The sequence below is a fragment of the Arthrobacter sp. 05T442 genome (genome assembly GCF_056395945.1).
The window spans coordinates 1-19,747 of record NZ_JBFTKM010000002.1; the positions used below are offsets into that span (position 1 = coordinate 1).

General features: G+C 66.3%; 13 protein-coding genes. 2 read left to right on the forward strand and 11 right to left on the reverse strand.

Going from position 1 to position 19,747, the window contains the following annotated elements:
* Nucleotides 1-366: 366 nt before the first annotated feature.
* The 3 genes from AC1DES_RS03130 to AC1DES_RS03140 are packed head-to-tail and all read right to left on the reverse strand — an operon-like array spanning nucleotide 367 to nucleotide 7,926.
* On the reverse strand, nucleotides 367-4,050 hold the full coding sequence (locus tag AC1DES_RS03130; RefSeq protein WP_476894228.1) for a 1,4-alpha-glucan branching enzyme: 3,684 nt from the start codon (nucleotides 4,048-4,050) through the stop codon (nucleotides 367-369).
* A 1-nt stretch (nucleotide 4,051) separates the two neighbouring features.
* Complete coding sequence (treS, locus tag AC1DES_RS03135; protein WP_476894229.1) at nucleotides 4,052-5,848, reverse strand: maltose alpha-D-glucosyltransferase; 1,797 nt, start codon at nucleotides 5,846-5,848, stop codon at nucleotides 4,052-4,054.
* Nucleotides 5,845-7,926, reverse strand: a complete 2,082-nt coding sequence (locus AC1DES_RS03140; protein ID WP_476894230.1) for an alpha-1,4-glucan--maltose-1-phosphate maltosyltransferase — start codon at nucleotides 7,924-7,926, stop codon at nucleotides 5,845-5,847. The genes treS and AC1DES_RS03140 overlap by 4 nt, the downstream gene beginning before the upstream one ends.
* A gap of 152 nt (nucleotides 7,927-8,078) precedes the next feature.
* On the opposite strand from AC1DES_RS03140, the gene glgP reads away from it, so the two are divergent.
* Nucleotides 8,079-10,697, forward strand: coding sequence for an alpha-glucan family phosphorylase (gene glgP / locus AC1DES_RS03145; RefSeq protein ID WP_476894231.1), 2,619 nt, complete (start codon nucleotides 8,079-8,081; stop codon nucleotides 10,695-10,697).
* Nucleotides 10,698-10,823: 126 nt separating this feature from the next.
* Here the strand turns inward: glgP and AC1DES_RS03150 are convergent, their stop codons facing one another.
* On the reverse strand, nucleotides 10,824-11,180 hold the full coding sequence (locus AC1DES_RS03150) for a barstar family protein (RefSeq protein ID WP_476894232.1): 357 nt from the start codon (nucleotides 11,178-11,180) through the stop codon (nucleotides 10,824-10,826).
* 27 nt (nucleotides 11,181-11,207) lie between these two features.
* Entirely contained in the window at nucleotides 11,208-13,322 is a 2,115-nt protein-coding gene (gene glgX, locus AC1DES_RS03155; protein WP_476894233.1) for a glycogen debranching protein GlgX, read from the reverse strand.
* A gap of 135 nt (nucleotides 13,323-13,457) precedes the next feature.
* Here glgX and AC1DES_RS03160 point away from each other — a divergent pair, with 135 nt between their 5' ends.
* Complete coding sequence (locus tag AC1DES_RS03160) at nucleotides 13,458-14,267, forward strand: carbon-nitrogen hydrolase family protein (RefSeq protein ID WP_476894234.1); 810 nt, start codon at nucleotides 13,458-13,460, stop codon at nucleotides 14,265-14,267.
* Nucleotides 14,268-14,552: 285 nt separating this feature from the next.
* On the opposite strand, the gene rlmB is transcribed toward AC1DES_RS03160, so the two are convergent.
* From rlmB to AC1DES_RS03190, 6 genes are all read right to left on the reverse strand, one after another.
* Nucleotides 14,553-15,539, reverse strand: coding sequence for a 23S rRNA (guanosine(2251)-2'-O)-methyltransferase RlmB (gene rlmB / locus AC1DES_RS03165; protein ID WP_476894235.1), 987 nt, complete (start codon nucleotides 15,537-15,539; stop codon nucleotides 14,553-14,555).
* 128 nt (nucleotides 15,540-15,667) lie between these two features.
* Nucleotides 15,668-17,119, reverse strand: coding sequence for a cysteine--tRNA ligase (gene cysS, locus AC1DES_RS03170; RefSeq protein WP_476894236.1), 1,452 nt, complete (start codon nucleotides 17,117-17,119; stop codon nucleotides 15,668-15,670).
* Nucleotides 17,120-17,193: 74 nt separating this feature from the next.
* Nucleotides 17,194-17,553, reverse strand: coding sequence for a hypothetical protein (locus AC1DES_RS03175; RefSeq protein WP_476894237.1), 360 nt, complete (start codon nucleotides 17,551-17,553; stop codon nucleotides 17,194-17,196).
* Between the two features lie 87 nt (nucleotides 17,554-17,640).
* Nucleotides 17,641-18,165 carry a 2-C-methyl-D-erythritol 2,4-cyclodiphosphate synthase gene (ispF, locus tag AC1DES_RS03180; protein WP_476894238.1) on the reverse strand — a complete coding sequence of 175 codons (525 nt, stop codon included), beginning with the start codon at nucleotides 18,163-18,165 and terminating at the stop codon, nucleotides 17,641-17,643.
* Nucleotides 18,166-18,167: 2 nt separating this feature from the next.
* Entirely contained in the window at nucleotides 18,168-18,986 is an 819-nt protein-coding gene (locus AC1DES_RS03185) for an IspD/TarI family cytidylyltransferase (protein ID WP_476894239.1), read from the reverse strand.
* Nucleotides 18,987-19,175: 189 nt separating this feature from the next.
* Complete coding sequence (locus AC1DES_RS03190) at nucleotides 19,176-19,658, reverse strand: CarD family transcriptional regulator (protein WP_476894240.1); 483 nt, start codon at nucleotides 19,656-19,658, stop codon at nucleotides 19,176-19,178.
* Between the last annotated feature and the right edge of the window lie 89 nt (nucleotides 19,659-19,747).

Sequence of the window (19,747 nt, forward strand, 5' to 3'; positions counted from 1 at the left end):
AACCTGGCCAATCCAACCAATTCAATACAATAAATTGGTATCAACAAACTTGGCACACTATTGAGTTCTCAAACAACAGACACACCCGGCACCACCACAACCACACGGTCGCGGATCGCTCCGGAGCAACTTCCCAAACTTACCCGGCCGCTTCACCCTAGTCAAATCGGCATCTCCGACTCAGTGTTGCCATAGGCTTCTGGGTCTTTGTGGCCGTTCAACTCCGGGGAGCAGCGCGGAAATAAACTCTACCACCACTCGGCGCCGGTGACAAAGCGCCCGCAGTGGAGGCACCGAAAAGCCCGGAATCACGCGGATTCCGGGCCCTTCGTTCACGGCCGCTGCTGGCGTCAGCAGGAGGACAGTCTAGCCAAGCGGCTTGAAGTAGGCAGCTCCCAGCGGGGGCAGCGTGACAGTCAGCGAAGCCGGCTGTCCGTCCAGGCCGCCGTCGGTCGCCGTCAGGGTGCCGCTGTTCTCCACGCCGGAACCGCCATAGGTGGCGGCATCGGTGTTCAGGACTTCCTGCCAGGCGCCGGCCGCCGGTACTCCCAGGCGGTAGTCCTTGTGGGGGCCGCCCGAGAAGTTCATGGCACACACCAGAGGGTTCCCGTCGGCATCACGGCGGATGAAGGTGAGCACGTTCCGGTCCGAGTCACCGCCGTTGATCCACTGGAAACCGTCGGGATCGTTGTCCCGCTCGTACAGGGCCGGGGTGGAACTGTAGAGCTCGTTCAGGTCCTTCGTGAGAAGCTGCATACCGCGGTGCGCCGGAATGTCGGCGAGCCACCAGTCGAGCCCGTGCTGCTCGGACCACTCGGCTTCCTGGCCGAACTCGGTGCCCATGAAGATCAGCTGTTTGCCGGGATGCGCCCACTGGTAGCCCAGGAAAGCGCGGAGGTTCGCCAGCTGCTGCCAACGGTCCCCCGGCATCTTGCGCAGCATCGATCCCTTGCCGTGCACAACCTCGTCGTGGCTGATCGGCAGGAGGAAGTTCTCCGTGAAGGCGTAGACCATCGAGAACGTGATGGTTCCGTGGTGCCACTTGCGGTTGTAAGGATCCTCGGCCATGTACTTGAGCGAGTCGTGCATCCAGCCCATGTTCCATTTGATGCCGAAACCCAGGCCGCCCTGGCTCGTAGGAGCCGTGACGCCGGGGAAGGCAGTGGATTCCTCGGCGATCATGACAGCGCCGGGGTGGGTCTTGTAGACCGTGGCGTTGACCTCCTGGAGGAAGGAGATGGCCTCCAGGTTTTCGCGTCCGCCGAAGCGGTTCGGCTGCCACTGCCCCTCCTCGCGTGAGTAGTCGAGGTAGAGCATGGACGCGACGGCGTCGACGCGCAGCCCGTCGATGTGGAATTCCTCAAGCCAGTAGAGCGCATTGGCCACGAGGAAATTGCGCACTTCGCTGCGGCCGAAGTCAAAGATCAGCGTTCCCCAGTCGGGGTGCTCGCCAAGGTTCGGATCGGCGTGCTCGTAGAGGGGTTCGCCGTCGAAGCGGGCCAAGGCCCACTCGTCCTTGGGGAAGTGGGCCGGGACCCAGTCCAGCAGGACGCCGATGCCGGCCTGGTGAAGTTCATCCACGAGGTGCCGGAATTCGTCCGGGTGCCCGAAGCGCGACGTTGGCGCGAAGTAGGACGTGACCTGGTAGCCCCAGGACCCACCGAAGGGGTGTTCGGCCACGGGCATGAACTCCACGTGGGTGAATCCCAGCCACTTGACGTACTCCACCAATTCCTTGGCAAGCTCACGGTAGTCGAGGCCCACGCGCCAGGAGCCGAGGTGGACTTCATAGACGCTCATGGGCGAGTTGTGGGGATCCCGGGCAGCCCGGGCCTGCATCCACTCTTCGTCCTTGAAGGCGTAGGAAGGCTCCACGACGCGGGACGCTGTCAGCGGCGGGATCTCGGTTCCGAAGGCCAGGGGGTCAGCTTTCTCCACCCAGTATCCGTGGCGGGTCCGGATTTCAAACTTGTAGCACGCCCCTGCTACAACGCCGGGAATGAACAGTTCCCATACCCCGGTGGAGCCGAGGGAGCGCATGGAGAATGCCCTGCCGTCCCAGCCGTTGAAGTCGCCCTTGACGCGCACTGCCTGGGCGTTGGGAGCCCACACGGCAAATGACACACCGTCCACGTCGCCCAGGGAGGACTTGTAGTGCTGGACATGGGCGCCGAGGACGTCCCACAGTCGCTCGTGCCGGCCCTCGCCGATCAGGTGCAGGTCCACCTCGCCGACGGTCGGGAGGTAGCGGTAGGGGTCGTCGGCAGCTTCCGGCTCGTGTCCCTCGTAGGTCACTTCGAGGCGGTAGTCCGGGACGTGGCCCTGCTCCAGCGGTTCCAGAACCGCCACCCAGACGCCGCCGGATTCGTGCGTCATGGGGGCTGTGCCCGCCGCCGTCACGACGGAGACGGCTTCCGCCAAGTGCTTTACCGTCCGGATCGTGACGTGCCCGTGGTCGTCAAGGTGCGCTCCCAGGACAGAGTGGGGCGCGTGGTGTTCGCCGGACGCGACCCTCGCAAGGGTCTCCGGGTCCACCGGGAGTGGAGCGCCGGGCCGTTCGATACGTGCTGATCCTGTCATTTTTATACCTTCCGCTGCGGCTTCGGCGACTACGCCGGAACCTGTACTGCCGAGGAGACGACGCGATGCGTTTACTGGAATTGAGAGCCAGTCCGGCCTGTTCCTTAGTTCATAAATGACTTCATAGAGGGCTTTGTCGAGCCATAGCGCCACGAAAAGCGGCGAGTCGCGGTCGATTCCGCCGGGAATGACTTCGGCGTAGCCGGCCAGGAAAGCCTCGGCGCAATCATCCACCCATGTCGCCGGCACCTCTGCGCCGGGACGCTCGCGCACGGCGGCGCCGGCTGCGTAGTCGAAGGACCGCAGCATGCCCACCACGTCGCGGAGCGGAACGTCGGGGAAATTGCGTTCCGAGATCGGCCGGAGCGGCTCCCCCTCAAAGTCGAGGATGGCCCAGCGCGGACCGCTGGCGGCACCGCCCGGAACCTGCAGGATCTGTCCGAGGTGGAGGTCGCCGTGAATGCGCTGCAGGGGTCCGGCGCTGCTTCCTTCCAGCCGCTTGAGGAGACTGTCCATCCCGTCCCCGTAGGGCCCGACGGCGTTTCCGGCCTGGGCCCAGGACTGGCGCACCCGCTGGGCTACTCCGGGCGCGATGTCGGCGCCGGGGACAGCCTCGGAGGCTGTGCCAAGCGCCTGGGCGAGCCTGCGGTGCACAGTGGCGGTGGCGGCGCCGAGCGCGTGCGCCTCGTCGACGAACGCCGTGCCGTTACTTGCCGCGTCGACGGCGAGGCGCCACGCGTCGAGGCCGCCGGCGAGGAACTCGTGGGCCACAGCCAGTTCGCCCTGCGCGGGACGGGCGCCACCAGCCTGGTCCCCCGTTGCGGCAGCCCATTCGCCGGCGACCCAGCCGATCGTGGCCGGGACCTCAGCGGTCCGCCCGGCCGTCAAGGCGGCGCCGATTTCCACTTCGGGGTTGTGGCCTTCGGAGAGTACGCGGAAGAACTTCACGATGGCGGCCGATCGGCCGTCGTCGACGATCACTGAAGTGTTGGACTGCTCGCCGGAAAGCACCTTGACCTTGCCGGTGGCGAACGGCAAGCGGTAGCCGGACTCGACGAGGTGGCCCGTGGCGTTACCGGAGGGCGCCGTGCCGCCTTGGCGCATGAGCTCAAGCCAGGCGGCGACGAAGGCGGCGTCGTGGACGCCGTCGTAGATCCAGCGGTGCCCGTGCGTGCCGGCGGCGCCCTGCCCCGGAACGTCTCCGATCAGTGCCGGCTCCGCTCCGGGCAGCGGCGCGCTGCGCACGCTGAGCGGCACCTGGACAATGTCGGTGCGGTCGCCGTCGGGCGTGGGATACGTCACTGCTACCAGCAGGACCTCCAGCTCCGCCTCCCCGGTGCCGTCATCGAGCCGCAGGCCGCCGGCCGGCTCGAACGTGAACTCCGCGCTTTTGACCGGGAACCAGCGCTGGCGCGGAAGCCAGGCGCCAAGCAGTCCGCTGAGGGCTGGGGTGAGGGTCGGTCGGTTCATCTCAGCCTTCGATGGACAGGATGGGCATCGCCTGCGTGTAGGGGGAGGCCGGGTTGGAGGCCGCCGAGCGGATCCGCAGCCAGAAGAAGTCGTGGCTGCCCAAGGTCAGCGTCAGGGTGCCGTCCTCTCCGATGGCGGGGAACGCCTGGCCGCCGAAGACATCCCGGAGGCCCCGCCCGGCATATTTCGGCACCCGCAAGGTGGTGGCGACGGGGTGCTGGGAGAGGTTGAAAGCGCACAGGATGCTTTCGCTGTCTTCGCCGGCCGAGTTACCTTCGGGGAGTTCCCGAAGGTAGGCGAGGACGACGTCATGGTCGGCCTCGACGTGCTTGAACGTGCCCAGTCCGAAGGCGGGGTGGTTCTTGCGGACACTCAGGATCTGCCGGGTCCAGCGCAAAAGCGAGCCCGAGTGCGCGGCCTCCGCCTCGACATTGGCCATGCTGTAGTTGTAGACGAGCGACTGGATGACGGGAAGGTACAACTTGCCCGGGTCGGCGCTGGAGAAGCCCGCGTTGCGGTCCGGGTTCCACTGCATCGGCGTGCGGACGGCATCGCGGTCCTCGAGCCAGATGTTGTCGCCCATGCCGATCTCGTCCCCGTAATAGAGGAACGGGCTGCCCGGCAGGGACAGCAGCAGGGCGTTGATGAGCTCGATTTCGGAGCGGGAGTTATCCAGCAGGGGGGCCAGCCGGCGTCGGATGCCGATGTTGGCGCGCATGCGCGGATCCGGCGCGTACCAGCCAAGCATCGCGGCGCGTTCATCGGACGTGACCATTTCCAGCGTCAGTTCGTCGTGGTTGCGCAGGAAGGTGCCCCACTGGGCGCCTTCGGGAATGTCCGGGGTGTCCTTCATCGTCTCGATGATCGGCGCTGCCTTCTGGTCCCGCAGCGCGTAGTACAGCCGCGGCATGATCGGGAAGTGGAACGCCATGTGGCACTCCGGCTCCTCTTCGGTGCCGAAATATTCGACCACTTCCGCGGGCGGCTGGTTGGCTTCGGCGATGATCACGCGGCCGGGGTAGCTTTCGTCGACCATTTTGCGCAGCTTGCGGAGGAATTCGTGGGTCTGCGGCAGGTTCTCGCAGTTCGTCCCCTCTTCCTCAAACAGGTACGGGATGGCGTCGGCGCGGAAGCCGTCGATCCCCTGGTCGAGCCAGAACCGCACGACGTCGAAGAGCGCGTCGATGACCTTGGGGTTCTCGAAGTTCAGGTCCGGCTGGTGGCTGAAGAAGCGGTGCCAGAAGAACTGGCGCCGGATGGGGTCGAAGGTCCAGTTGGATTCCTCGGTGTCCACGAAAATGATGCGGGCGTCTTCGTACTTTTCGTCCGTGTCGCTCCACACGTAGAAATCCCCAAAGGGCCCGTCGGGATCCTTGCGTGACTCCTGGAACCACGGGTGCTGGTCCGAGGTGTGGTTTAGCGGGAGGTCGATGATCACGCGGACGCCGCGGGCATGGGCTTCCGCCACGAGGCGTTTGAAGTCGCTGATGGTGCCGAATTCGTCCAGCACGGAGTTGTAGTCGGAGATGTCGTAGCCGCCGTCGCGGAGCGGGGACTGGAAGAACGGCGGGAGCCAGAGGCAGTCCACGCCGAGCCACTGCAGGTAGTCCAGTTTGTCGATCAGGCCGTGGAAGTCGCCGGAGCCGTCCCCGTTGCCGTCCGCAAAGCCCCGGACCAGGACCTCGTAGAACACCGCTTTGCGGTACCAGAGAGGATCGTGTTGGAGGCCGGGCGCGTTCAGTTCAAAGGATCCCTTCGAGCTGTAGTGCTGGTTGGGGTTTGACGGGCTGAAACTCACTGGTGGTGCCTCCGGATGCTAAGGATGTGGGCGGGTTCGACATGTGCGTCCAGCCGGACGTAGTTGTACTCCCCCCATTCCCAGCTCTCGCCGGTTAAGAGATCGTCCACCACGAACCCTCCATTGTGCGTCAGGTCCTCCGGATCCAGCTCCAGCGCGGCCAGGTCCAGGGAAACGGTGCTCTCCCGGATGCCGTGCGGGTCCACATTGACGGCGATGATGAGGGTGTCCTTCGTGCCGTCGGGGAGCGTCTTGTGCTTGGAATACACCACGGTGGCGTTGTCCGTGCTTTGGTGCAGTGTCAGGTTCTGCAGGTCTCCCAGGGCCGGGTGGGTGTGCCTGATCTCGTTGAGCCTGGTCAGGTACGGTGCAAGCGTCCGGCCGGATTCTGCCGCCGCGTCCCAGTCCCGGGCCTTGTATTCGAACTTCTCGTTGTCGATGTACTCTTCGGCTCCGGGGCGGGCAACGTGTTCGTAGAGCTCGTAACCGGCGTACACACCCCAGATCGGGCTAGCCGTGGCGGCCAATGCGGCGCGGATCTTGAACGCGGCCGGACCGCCGTACTGCAGGTACTCGGTGAGGATGTCAGGGGTGTTGACGAAGAAGTTCGGCCGGAAATAGGCCGGGGATTCGTGGCTGACCTCCTGGAAGTACTCCTCCAGCTCCTCCTTGGTGTTCCGCCAGGTGAAGTAGGAGTAGGACTGCTGGAAGCCGGCGCGGCCCAGTGCGTGCATCATGGCGGGACGGGTGAATGCCTCGGCGAGGAACACGACGTCGGGGTACTTCTTGTTGACCTTGGCGATCAGCCATTCCCAGAACCACACGGGCTTGGTGTGCGGGTTGTCCACCCGGAAGATCTTGACGCCGTGGCTCACCCAGAGGAAGACGATGCGCAGGATCTCGTTGGAGAGTCCCTCGGGGTCGTTGTCGAAGTTGAGCGGGAAGATGTCCTGGTATTTCTTCGGCGGGTTCTCGGCGTAGGCGATGCTGCCGTCCACGCGGGTGGTGAACCACTCCGGGTTGCTTTGTACCCAGGGGTGGTCGGGCGCGGCCTGCAGTGCCAGGTCCAGGGCGACTTCGAGCCCCAGTTCGCCCGCCCGCGCAACGAAGGCGTCGAAGTCTTCGAAGGTTCCGAGGTCCGGGTGGATGGCGTCGTGGCCGCCCTCCTTGGCGCCGATGGCCCACGGCGAGCCGGGATCGTGCGGTCCGGCCAGGAGGGTGTTGTTTGGCCCCTTGCGGTGCTGCGAGCCGATCGGGTGGATCGGTGGCATGTAGATGATGTCGAAGCCCATGCCGGCGACGGCGTCAAGGCGTTTCGAGGCGGTCCGGAAGGTTCCGGAGGTCCACTCACCGGTTTCGTGGTTGCGGACGGCGCCCTCGGAGCGGGGGAAGAATTCGTACCAGGCGCCCCGGCCGGCGAGTTCGCGTTCCACCAGCAGCGGGTACGGCTCGGAGACGGTTACGAACTCCCGGATGGGCTGGCGTTCGACGATGTCGGCCACCTCGGTGCTGAACCCGGCGGCAAGACGGTCTTCGGGCGTCCGGGAGGTGTCGGAGAGTACGACGACGGCCATCCGCAGCGTGCGCCGGTCCGCCGAGGGGCGGGCCGGGTCTTCGGACGCTTCCGAAAGCAGCGCGGCACCTTCGGCGAGCATCAGTTCTACGTCGATGCCGGCTTCGACCTTGACCTCGGCGTTGTGGTGCCATGTGCCGTAGCGGTCATGCCAGGCTTCGATGACGAAGGACCAGTTGCCTGTGGCCGGCGGGGTCAGGAGGCCTTCCCAGCGGTCCGTGCCCTTGCCCCTGTTGCCGCGGGGCGGGGCGAGGCGGACGCGTTGGCGCTCCTTGCCGCGGGGATCGAGCAGCACGGCGCTGACGCCTAGCTGGTCGTGCCCCTCCCGGAAGGCGGTGGCACCGACCACGAGGCTTTCGCCCGCAACGGCCTTGGCCGGGAACTTCCCGCCCTCGACAGCAGGCTGCACGGCTGTGATCGGAAAACGGCCAAATTGCAGGCCATCCGTGATCAGGGCCTTTGGCTTTTGCTTGGACACGGCACTGGTTCGCGAGTTATTCGTCACAGGCTCGACGTTATCTACAAAACGGCCAGAATGCTAAGCCTGCTCAGGTTTTTTAGGGGCGTTTCGGGTTTTCGCCGAGGGCAAACCGTCATTTACCGGAAAGAATCCTAAACCCGTTCCCGGGCACCGAGTTGTCCGTTAGTGTTTCGCTGGTGAAGGCAATCCGCAGATTTACAGTCCGAACCGTTCTTCCGGAGTCGATCCGGCCGCTGGCCCGGCTCGCCACCAACCTTCGGTGGTCCTGGCACCGGCCCACCCGGGAGCTTTTCGAGGGGCTGAACCCCAAGATCTGGGCTGAGAGCGACCATGATCCGGTCACGTTCCTGGGACTGGTCAGCCGGGAAGAACTCCAGCGCCTCGCAGCGGACCAGGACGTCGTGCAGCGCGTCCACGCCGCTGCGGACGATCTGGACCGGTACCTCGAACAGCCCCGCTGGTACCAAAGCCTGGGCGACGGCGCGCCGTCGTGCATCGCCTACTTTTCGCCCGAGTTCGGTATCACCGAAGTCCTGCCCCAGTATTCCGGCGGCTTGGGCATCCTGGCCGGAGACCACCTGAAGGCAGCCTCGGACCTCGGCGTGCCGCTGATCGGCGTCGGACTGCTGTATCAGGCCGGCTATTTCAAGCAGTCGCTGTCCCGCGACGCCTGGCAGCAGGAGACCTACCCCGTCCTCGATCCCGATGGGCTCCCCCTGACGCTGCTGCGGGAGGCCTCCCCGGACGGCAACGGCAGGCCGATCCAGATCTCCCTGCCCCTCCCCCAGGGCCGCAGGTTGCTGGCGCACGTGTGGCGGGCCGACGTCGGACGCGTTCCACTCCTGCTGCTGGACTCCAACGTGCCGGGCAACGACGACGCCGCCCGCGGCATCACCGACCGCCTCTACGGCGGCGGCGGTGACCACCGGCTGCAGCAGGAGCTCCTGCTCGGCATGGGCGGGGTCAAGGCGCTGCGCGTCTTCCAGAAACTCACCGGGGTCCCCGCGCCGGAGGTGTTCCACACCAACGAGGGCCACGCCGGCTTCCTGGGCATCGAACGGATCCAGGAAATGATGTCGGCCGCGGAACCACTGAGCTGGGACGAAGCCCTGGCTGCCGGACGGGCCTCGACCGTTTTCACAACGCACACCCCGGTCCCCGCCGGCATCGACCGCTTCGAGATCTCCCAGATCCAGCATTTCTTCGAGGCCGGTCTGGCGCCGGATGTCCCGGTGGCCAAGATCCTGGATCTGGGCCGGGAAGACTTCGCCGAGGGCAACCCGTTCGTGTTCAACATGGCGGTCATGGGCCTGCGGCTGGCCCAGCGGGCCAATGGCGTCGCGAAGCTGCACGGCGTTGTCTCCCGCGGGATGTTCTCGGCCCTCTGGCCCGGATTCGACCACTCGGAAATCCCCATCACTTCGGTCACCAACGGCGTGCACGTCCCGACCTGGGTTGACCCGCGTGTCTCCCAGCTGGCCCGGGACCACTTCGGCGCAGAGGCGGAGGCGCAGGGCCGCTGGGACCTCGCCTACAACGTCACTGACGAAGAGCTCTGGGCGCTCCGCCGCGAAATGCGCGTGTCCCTCGTGGAGGACGTCCGGCGCCGTCTCCGGGCGGCCTGGAAGAAGCGCGGCGCGGCGGACGCCGAGCTGGCGTGGACCGACTCGGTGCTGGATCCGGACGTCCTGACCATCGGTTTCGCCCGGCGTGTGCCGACCTACAAGCGCCTGACCCTGATGCTCCGCGACCCGGCTCGGCTCAAGGCCCTGCTGCTTCACAAAACGCACCCCATCCAGCTGGTCATCGCCGGGAAGTCGCACCCTGCAGACGACGCGGGCAAGAAGATGATCCAGGACCTGGTCCGGTTCACCGACGATCCCGAGGTGCGCCACCGGATCGCATTCCTGCCCAACTACGACATCGCCATGGCCCGGACCCTGTTCCCCGGCTGCGACGTGTGGCTGAACAACCCGCTGCGCCCGCTGGAGGCCTGCGGGACCTCCGGCATGAAGGCGGCCCTGAACGGTTCCCTGAACCTTTCCGTCATGGACGGCTGGTGGGATGAGATGTACGACGGCGAGAACGGCTGGGCGATTCCGACCGCCAACAACGACGCGTCCCCCGAGGAACGCGACGACATCGAGGCGGCCGCGCTCTACGAACTGCTCGAAACGCAGGTGGCGCCTCGTTTCTACGGCCTCACGGTCTCCGACGGCGCCGGCGCTGCCGGACCCTCGCAGCCGGGCCCGCAGAAGGTCCCCACGCACTGGATTTCGATGATCAAGCACACGATGTCGCACCTGGGCCCGGCAGTCTCCGCGGACCGGATGCTCAAGGATTACGTCAGCGTGCTGTACCGGCCGGCGGCCATCGCCGGGCGCCACGCCGTGGCGGAGAATTACGCACAGGCAAAAGCCCTGGCGGCGTGGTCCTCCCGGGTGCGGGCCGCGTGGCCCCAGATCCAGGTGGAGCACGTGGACTCGGTGGGTGTCTCGGAGGACCCGCAGATCGGCGACCTCCTCCAGGTGAACGCCTATGTGGCCCTGCACGACCTTTCACCGGATGATGTGTCCGTGGAGGTCGCCTACGGCCGCGCCGAGGACAGCGATGAACTCGCGGACGTCACAGTTGCCGAGCTGAAAGCCGCGGAGGACCTCGGCAAGGGCCGCCATCTCTTCAGCGGCACCCTCGTGATCGACCGCTCCGGGTCCTTCGGCTACACGGTGCGCGTGCTTCCGAAGCACGAAGCCCTGGCATCCAAGGCCGAGCTTGGCCTGATCGTCAACGCCTAGCTTGTCGGCGGCGCCGCGGACCGGTCACCGGTTTGCGGCGTCGTTGCCGTCCGGTCGGTTAGTTCCAGCGTCCGCCGGCTACAGCGTCCCCCAGTTCCAGGGTCCGCCGGCTACCGGTTCCGCTGGCTACAGGCAGACGGCGATGACGGCCAGGCTCTTGCCGGCGTAAGCCTCGGCGTCCTGGAGGGTTTCGCAGATGACGCCGAAGGAACGGTCCGCCCGGAAGCCGGCCGGCACCTGCCAGATAAACGTCACCGGGAGCTGGCCATCATCCGTGACCGCGTCCGCGAAGTCGTGCAGCGAGTCGTTGAGGGCGTCGAGGTCCACGCCGTCCTCTTCCGGGAAGTCCAGGATTTCCCGGAATGTCTCCAGGACTGCCGGCCTGGTATCCGCGGCGGGGACGACGACGGAGCGGCGGCCGGCGTCGTCGACCTGGTCCTTCAGTTCGTCAATCGTCCAGGTGTCTGCAGAGAAGATCTTCATGGTGTCCTTACGTGCCTGCGGCGGGGCTTAGGTGCGGTAGATGTTGATCGAATTGGCCTGGACGACGTCCCGTTCCCCGGAGGACACCCGGACGCCCTGGCGCCGGTCGTGGAGTTCCGAGGTGGTCAGGCGCAGTTCGAAGAGCCGGTGGCCGGTGCCGTCATCGTTGCTGAGGGCGGGCAGCGTGACTTTGACGTCGTCGCCGCCGCCGTTGACCACCACCAGCCCGTCGACGTGGCCGTCGTCGGAGCCCAGCAGCAGCTGGACCACGCGGTGGCGGGGATCCTGCCAGCTTTCACCGGACATCGGTTTGCCGCTGGCATCGAACCAGTGCAGGTAGGACTGGTTCTCGCGGGCCGGGTAGTCGTGCGGCTGGCCGGCCAGGAACTCCTTGCGCAAACGGATGACCCGCTTGGTGGTGCGCAGCATCGAGTGGGATTCCGGGGTGGTGGTCCAGTCGATCCAGGCGAGGGGGTTGTCCTGGCAGTAGGCGTTGTTGTTGCCCTGCTGGGTCCGGCCGAGCTCGTCCCCGGCGTTGATCATGGGCACGCCCAGGGAGATCATGAGCGAGGCCATCAGGTTGCGGCTCGTCTGCGCCCGACGGGCAAGGATTTCCTCGTCTTCCGTCCGGCCCTCGAAGCCGTGGTTGTAGCTGCGGTTGTCGCCGTGGCCGTCGCGGTTTTGTTCGCCGTTGGCCTCGTTGTGTTTGCGGTCGTAGGAAACCAGGTCCGCCAGCGTGAAGCCGTCGTGGGCGGCGACGAAGTTGACCGAGGCGAGCCTGGACCGTCCGGAGGGTTCGAACAGGCTGGCGGAGCCGGACAGGGCATCCGCCAGCCGGGCCACGGAGCCGCCGTGGCCGCCGGCGTCGATCGCGGCGCGGTCGGCGAGCCAGAAGCTGCGGACGGCGTCGCGGAAGTGGTCGTTCCAGTCCACCCAGCCGGCCGGGAACCGGCCCGTCTGCCAGCCGCCGTAGCCCACGTCCCACGGTTCGGCGATCAGCTTGGTGGCGGACAGGACAGGATCCGCGGCGATGGCGACCAGGAAAGGGTGCCGGGGGTCGAATTCGTTGGCTGCGTTGCGGCACAGCGTCACCGCAAGGTCGAAGCGGAAGCCGTCGATGTGGAACTCGGACACCCAGTACCGCAGCGAGTCCAGCACAAGCTGGACCACTCGTGGCTCTGCGAAGTTCAGGCTGTTTCCGCACCCAGTTGTGTCCACATACCTGCCGTGGCCGTCATTGCGGTAGTACTGCATCTCCCCGAGGCCGCGGAAGCTCAGGGTCGGGCCGTCGGTGCCGCCCTCGGCCGTGTGGTTGTAGACGACATCGAGGATGACTTCAAGGCCGGCGGCGTGCAGCAGCTTGACCATGCCCTTGAATTCGTCCTGGACTGCGTGCGCGCCGGCCGCCTGCGCGGCCTCGGTGGCGTAGCCGGGGTGCGGGGCGAAAAACGCGGCTGTGTTGTAGCCCCAGTAGTTCGTCAATCCGAGGTTCTGCAGATGCGGCTCGTCCACGTGGAAATGGACGGGCAGGAGCTGGACCGCTGTCACGCCCAGTGAGATCAGGTGCTCGATCATGGCCGGGTGCGCCATGCCGGCATACGTTCCCTGCAGGTCTTCGGGGATGTCCGGATGCAGCTTGCTCTGGCCCCGGACATGCGCCTCATAGATGATGGTGTTGCGCCACGGCGTGTGTGGGTTGGCGTCTGCGCCCCAGTCGAACCCGCCGGCCATCCGGACGCTCGTGAGGAAACCGTCGCGTTCGTCCACGGCCCGCCCGTAAGGGTCCAGCAGCAGCGGCTGCCCGCCGTCGGCGTCAAAGTCCATGGCGGGCATGGACAGCGGGAGCGCCTCGTGTTCCGGGGAAGCCCGGAAACCGTAGCGTGTACCTGCGGGGATGCCCTCCACGATGCCGTAGTGGACACCGGAGGCGACGTTGGGCAGCGTCTTCACCTGCCAGGTTCCCCCCGGTGCCTGATAGGCGATTTCCAGGGTGGTCACGGCGGGCGCGTAGACAGCGACGTTGGCGAACGCACCCCGAGGGTCGTCCATTGCCGGCGACCCGGACAGCGGAACGCTGATCCCCAGCGGAAACGCCCGTGAGGCGTCTACGGTGGAAGCTGTATCTACAAAAGGCATAACCATTGCCTAAAGCTTAGCCGGGACGGACAACCGGCCCCGCGTTTTCGTTTTCATGACGTTGTGCAGTGTACGGACGCTGTGCGGTCTACGGAATAGCAACGCTTCATACTGGAATGAAGCGCTGAATTGGAGGTAAATGTGCGAGTTGCGCTGGCCCAAATCATCACCGGACGCGATCTTGGAACAAATCTGGCCCTCGTGGAGGAATACGCCCGGCAGGCCAAGACCGGGGGCGCCGGGCTGGTGGTGTTCCCGGAGGCCGCAATGCGTGCCTTCGGCAATTCCCTGGTAGACATTGCCGAGCCGCTGGACGGCCCATGGGCCTCCCACCTCCGCGCCATTGCGTCGGAACTCGGAATCGTGATCGTCGCCGGGATGTTCACGCCAGGCTCAGTGACCGACGGCGGCGCCCGCAAAGTGCGGAACACCCTCCTGGCCACCGGCCCCGGAGTGGAGGCGAGCTACGACAAAATCCACCTCTTCGATGCGTTTGGTTTCGCGGAGTCGGACACGGTCGACGCCGGCACCGAGCCCGTCACGTTCGAGGCCGGGGGCGTGAGGTTCGGCCTGGCCACCTGTTACGACATCCGCTTCCCCGACCTGTTTACGGAAAACGCGGACCGCGGCGCCCAGGTCAACATCGTCTGCGCCTCGTGGGGCTCTGGTCCGGGCAAAGCCGAGCAGTGGAAGCTCCTGGCCCGCGCCCGCGCCCTGGACTCCACCACCCTGGTCCTTGCCTGTGGCCAGGGCGACCCCGCCAGCCAGGGCATCCCGGTCAAAGGCTCCGCCCCCACCGGCGTCGGGCACTCGGTCGTTGTCTCGCCCATGGGCGACATCCTGGCCGAACTTGACGGCGCCCCCGGCCTGTTGTTCGCGGACCTGGACACCGCCGTCGTCAAGGAAGCCCGCACCCAACTCCCGGTCCTGGCCAACCGCCACAAGTTCTGAGCCCGGTTACCTTCGACGCTCCCTCACCTCTCGCACTCCCAAACCGAACGCTCCCTCAGGTCTCGCACTCCCAAACCGAACGCTCCCTCACAAGGTGTGAGGGAGCGTTTGCCATCCACCCGCAAAAGGTGAGGGAGCGTCAGAGGGGGAACCGGAGTCTTGCTAAGGAGCGCATCGCCGACCAGAGCGGAGCGAGGCCGGCCGCGGCCGAGCGGAGCGTCGGGAGGTGCCTAAGCGACGGGAAGACTGCGGTTCCGGCGGACCCGACCCGAAGAAGCAACTACCTTACTTGGCAGCGCGCTGGCGGGAGATCTCGTAGAGGGAGATGCCGACGGCCATCGAGGCGTTGAGTGATTCCATGGCGGAGTCGATCGGGATGGAGACGATCTGGTCGCAGTTTTCGCGGACCAGGCGGCTCAGTCCCTTGCCCTCGGAACCCACAACGAGGCACACCGGTTCGGTGGCCAGGGCGAGGTCCGGCAGCGAGACGTCGCCGTCGCCGTCGAGACCCAGAACATAGATGCCCATGTTCTTGAACGCCTTGAGCGTGTTGTTGAGGTTGGCGGCACGGGCAACCGGCACGCGCACGGCGGCGCCCGCGCTGGTCTTCCAGGCCGAGGCGGTGACGCCGACGGAGCGGCGCTCCGGGACGATGACACCGTGGCCGCTGAAGGCCGAAACGGAGCGGATGATCGCGCCGAGGTTGCGGGGATCGGTGATGCCGTCCAACGCGACGAAGAGCGGAGCGTTGGCGACGTGGCCCTTCTTCCAGGCCTCGAGGGTGTGTTCGGCGAGTTCGAACGCGTCCTGGTATTCGTACGGCGGGATCTGCAGCACGAGCCCCTGGTGGATGGCGTCCTCGGTCATGCGGTCCAGCTCGGGCTTGCCGGTTTCGAGCAGCGGGATGCCGCGCTCGGCCGCGAGCTTGAGGGACTCTTTGACGCGGTCGTCCATCTCGATCCGGACGGCGATGTGCAGTGCCTTGGCCGGGATGCCGGCGCGGAGTGCTTCGACAACCGAGTTGCGTCCGGTGACAACTTCCTCGGTGGCACGGCCCTTGGGTCCGGAGCGGGCGCCGGCTGCGCGCGGGGCGCCCGGACGCTTGGCCGCGGAACGTTCCGCGAGCTGCTTGTTTTTGTGGGCCTTGTGGTACGGGCGGTCCTCCGCCTTGGGCGTCGGGCCCTTGCCCTCGAGAGCCTTGCGGCCGTGACCGCCGGTTCCGACGGAGGGGCCCTTCTTCATCTTGACCGACCGGCGACCGTTGTTGGCCATGAGTTCCACCCCTGCTTTGGTAATACGCGATTTGTTGACAAGTCTGACCTCCAGTCTACTGACTCGAGTTAAATCCTCGACCGCAGGGTGTGGCGGGGGTGCTTGTCAGTCCGCGCGGCGGAGCGTTGTCAGCCGCGCTTGAGGCTCCACATCGCGCCGTCCGGACCGTCCTCGACCACGACGCCGGCCGCAGCCAGGGTGTCCCGGATGGCGTCGGACGCGGCCCAGTCCTTTCCGGCGCGGGCCTGGGCTCGGGCCGCGAGCTGCGCCTCGACGAGGACTCCGAGCGCGGTGTTGGCCTGCTCGTCGGCTGCCGGCGTCGCAGTGGCGCTGAGGCCAAGGACTTCCAGCATGCCGGTGACGCTGGCAAGTGCCGCCCGGGCGGCGTCGAGCTCCCCGTCAGTGAGGGCGGTGTTGCCGGCGCGGACGGTTTCGTGAAGCACAGCAAGGGCCTGGGGGACGTTCAGGTCGTCGTCCATGGCGGCCGCAAATGCGTCGGGGACAGATGCGCCTTCGGGGACGGACGCGCCGTCATGCGTCATCGTGCTCCGAAGTGCGCGGCTGATGAATCCATCGATCCGCTCGACGGCGGCTGCGGCCTCCTGCAGCGATGTCGGCTGGTAGTCCAGCACCGAGCGGTACTGTGCCTGGCCGAGGTAATAGCGGACCACGCGCGGCGGAGCGAGCTCCAGCATCTCGGCCGGGCTGACAGTGTTGCCGATGGATTTGGACATCTTTTCACCCGCGTAGGTGACCATGCCGTTGTGCATCCAGAAGTTGGCGAAGCCGTGGCCCGCAGCCTGGGACTGCGCCATCTCGTTCTCGTGGTGCGGGAAGCGCAGGTCCAGGCCGCCGCCGTGGATATCGAACTCGGTGCCGAGGTATTTGGTGACCATCGCGGAGCATTCCAGGTGCCAGCCCGGGCGGCCGGCGCCCCATGGGGAGGCCCAGCTCGCCGACGTCGGCTCGCCCTCCTTGTAGCCCTTCCACAGCGCAAAATCCCGGGGGTCCTTCTTGCCGCGGGGGTCGGCGTCGGGCGCGCCTTGCATGTCATCGATCTTCTGGCGCGTCAGTGAGCCGTACTTGTTCCATGAGCGGACGTCGAAGTAGACGTCGCCGGAATCATCGAGGGCCGGATAGGCGTGCCCGCGGTCCATGAGCTGCTGGATGAGGGCGTGCATTTCGGGGATGTGGCCGGTGGCGCGCGGCTCGTAGGTGGGGCGGGAGACGCCGAGGGTGTCGTAGGCCTTGAGGAATTCCTGCTCGTAGCGGTAGGCCAGCGCCCACCATTCCTCGTTGGGGATGGCTCCGGGCTCGTCAAAGCCCTGCTCAAAGGAGTCGGCTGACTTGGCCAGGATCTTGTCGTCGATGTCGGTGACGTTCCGGACGACGGTCGCGCGGAAGCCGCGGTACTGCAGCCAGCGGGTGAGCTGGTCGAAGGCGATGGCCGAGCGGATGTGCCCGACGTGCGGCATGCCCTGGACCGTGGCACCGCAGTAGTACAGGCTCACACGGCCCGGTACCAGGGGGACGAAGTCGCGGACTTCGGCGGATGCTGTGTCATAGAAGCGCAGGGTCACCGCTCCAGATTAGCCGATGGGGCTTCCTGGCCTGACCGGCCGGTGATGGTTCACCACGCGGGCACCCGGAACGTCTATTTGCAGTACTGCCCGATCTTGTCGATCTGCTCCTTGAGCTGGGCCGTCTGGTCGGTGGTCTTGCTTCCGTCGGGACCGTCCGCCACCTGTTTCATGATGTCGGCCATTTTCTGGATCGGCGCGCCCACCTCGGGGGCCACCTTGTCCGCGACTTCCTGATAGTGCTTGCCGATCTGGCCGGCCTGTTCCTTCGGAGTCCCGGTCGGCACGAAGGTATCGGTGTTGAGGAACTTGCAGCTTTCGTCGACGCTCATCTTCGGCGTCGGGCTCGGCGTCGCGGCGGGCGTCGATGAGCCGGCACAGCCGGTCAGCAGCAATCCCGCCACGACGACGACAGCGGGCAGCAGCTTATTCACGGGAGTCTCCTGATGTTGCCGGAAGGGTTGCCCCTTAAGCCTAGGGGACGAATGGCCCAGCGAGCAGGGCCGTTCAGCATGGGCGGATCAGCGGACCGCGTAGACGAGCGCCGTGGCCACGGCCGAGATCCCCTCGCCGCGGCCGGTGAATCCGAGCCCGTCGCTCGTCGTGGCCGTGACGCTTACCGGCGCCCCGGCGGCGGCGCTGAGGACGCGCTGCGATTCCTCCCGCCGCGGGCCGAACTTGGGCCGGTTGGCTACGAACTGCACCGCGATGTTGCCGATCTCGAATCCTTGCGCGCGGACGATCCTGGCGGCCTCGGTCAATAGGGTGACTCCGGATGCGCCGGCGTATTCCGGGCGGTCGGTGCCGAAGTGCGTACCGAGATCCCCGATTCCGCAGGCCGAGAAGAGCGCGTCGGCGGCGGAATGCGCCACCGGATCGCCGTCGGAATGGCCGGCCAGCCCCCGTTCGCCGTCCCAGAACAGGCCGCCGAGCCACAGGGGCCGCGGCTCGTGCTCGGCAGCGTAGGCATGGACATCGATTCCGATGCCCGTGCGGGGGATGACGGGGGCGCCGCTTTGGCGCATTCGGCTCTGGGTATCGGCCATGATCAGCCTTCCACCCACCGTGCGCCGAGGGGTCCTTCGAGGAGTCCTTCGGCAAGGATCAGGTCGAGCGGGGTCGTGATCTTCAGGGACTGGCTGGCGCCGCGTACGGCGTGGACGGGGATGCCCAGGAGCTCCACCAACATGGCGTCGTCGGTGACGGCGGCGGCCTCGACGGCGTCGAATCCCGCTGCTGCCGCGTGGGCACGCTGCAGGGCGGCCAAGGTGAATCCCTGTGGCGTCTGCACCGCACGGAGCGTCTCGCGGGGGGCTGTCCCGGTGACCAGTTCGGGGGCAACCGCGGCGCCGTCGCCCGTTGTGGATTCGACGGTTTTGACGGTGTCAACCACCGGCATCACGGGGATGACGGCGACCGCGCCGGCGGCGAGTGCCTCGGCCACCCGGTGAAAGACGGACTCCGGCGTCAGGGCCCTGGCCGCGTCGTGCACCAGGACGGCCTCCGTTCCCGGCAGCAGGGCAGCCATTGCCGCACGGACGGAATCGGCGCGGCTGGCGCCGCCGTCCACGACGGTCAGGACCGGATCCTGCAGGGAGTGCCCGGACGCGGCGTTGCGGCGATGCGCTGCCTTGAGCTCCCGGGCGAACTCCTCGCACAATGCGCGCAGTTCGGCATCCCCCTGCGGAATGGCAACGCAGATTTGCCGGGCAACCCCGGCGGCGGCGACGCCCCGCAGCGCGTGGGTGAGGATGCTCTCCCCGCCCAGCGGCACCTTGGCTTTCGGCATGCCGTAGCCCAGGCGCTGGCCGGAACCCGCAGCCACAACGATGACCGCGGTGACGGGGGGTGTCGATGCAGTGTTCATGCGCACAACACTACGTCCCGGCCGCGCTTCGTCCCACTGAGCCATCGGTTGTGGTCGTTCTCGGCGCCCGGAGGGACTCCAGGTGACCGCGCAACTTGGGGCGGCAGGCGAAAATCCGGGGGCGGCGGGGGCTGAAAAAGGGCAAAAAGAAGCCCCGGCGGCCTAAGCCACCGGGGTTCGATTCTTGTCTTAGGAAGCCAGGACTTCGTCGAGAACGCTTGCGGCCTTCTCTTCGTCCGTCTTTTCCGCCAGCGCCAGTTCTGAAATCAGAATCTGGCGGGCTTTGGCCAGCATGCGCTTCTCCCCTGCGGAGAGACCCCGATCGTGATCGCGGCGCCACAGGTCGCGGACGACCTCTGCCACCTTGATGACGTCACCGGATGCAAGCTTTTCCAGGTTTGCCTTGTAACGACGCGACCAGTTGGTGGGCTCCTCAGTGAACTCAGCCCGCAGCACGTCAAACACGTGCTCCAGGCCTTCCTTGCCCACTACGTCCCTGACCCCAACTAGGTCAACGTTTTCTGCTGGAACTTCAATGGTCAGATCACCCTGAGCCACCTTGAGCCTGAGATACATTTTCTCTTCGCCCTTGACAGTGCGCATCTTGATTTCTTCAATTTTTGCTGCACCGTGGTGAGGGTAAACTACTGTCTCGCCGACCTCAAAAACCATGTGGACATTCCCCTTTCCCGCAGACCAGTTTATCACGATTAAGGCATACAACTGCCATGCATCGTGCCCTGAAACCGCATGAATCCGCG

Coding starts and splice junctions, on each gene's coding strand:
- ispF (WP_476894238.1), bottom strand. CDS start 18,165: ATGGCCGATACCCAGAGCCGAATGCGCCAAAGCGGCGCCCCCGTCATC.
- AC1DES_RS03185 (WP_476894239.1), bottom strand. CDS start 18,986: ATGAACACTGCATCGACACCCCCCGTCACCGCGGTCATCGTTGTGGCT.
- AC1DES_RS03130 (WP_476894228.1), bottom strand. CDS start 4,050: ATGAACCGACCGACCCTCACCCCAGCCCTCAGCGGACTGCTTGGCGCC.
- rlmB (WP_476894235.1), bottom strand. CDS start 15,539: ATGGCCAACAACGGTCGCCGGTCGGTCAAGATGAAGAAGGGCCCCTCC.
- AC1DES_RS03150 (WP_476894232.1), bottom strand. CDS start 11,180: ATGAAGATCTTCTCTGCAGACACCTGGACGATTGACGAACTGAAGGAC.
- AC1DES_RS03190 (WP_476894240.1), bottom strand. CDS start 19,658: ATGGTTTTTGAGGTCGGCGAGACAGTAGTTTACCCTCACCACGGTGCA.
- glgX (WP_476894233.1), bottom strand. CDS start 13,322: ATGGTTATGCCTTTTGTAGATACAGCTTCCACCGTAGACGCCTCACGG.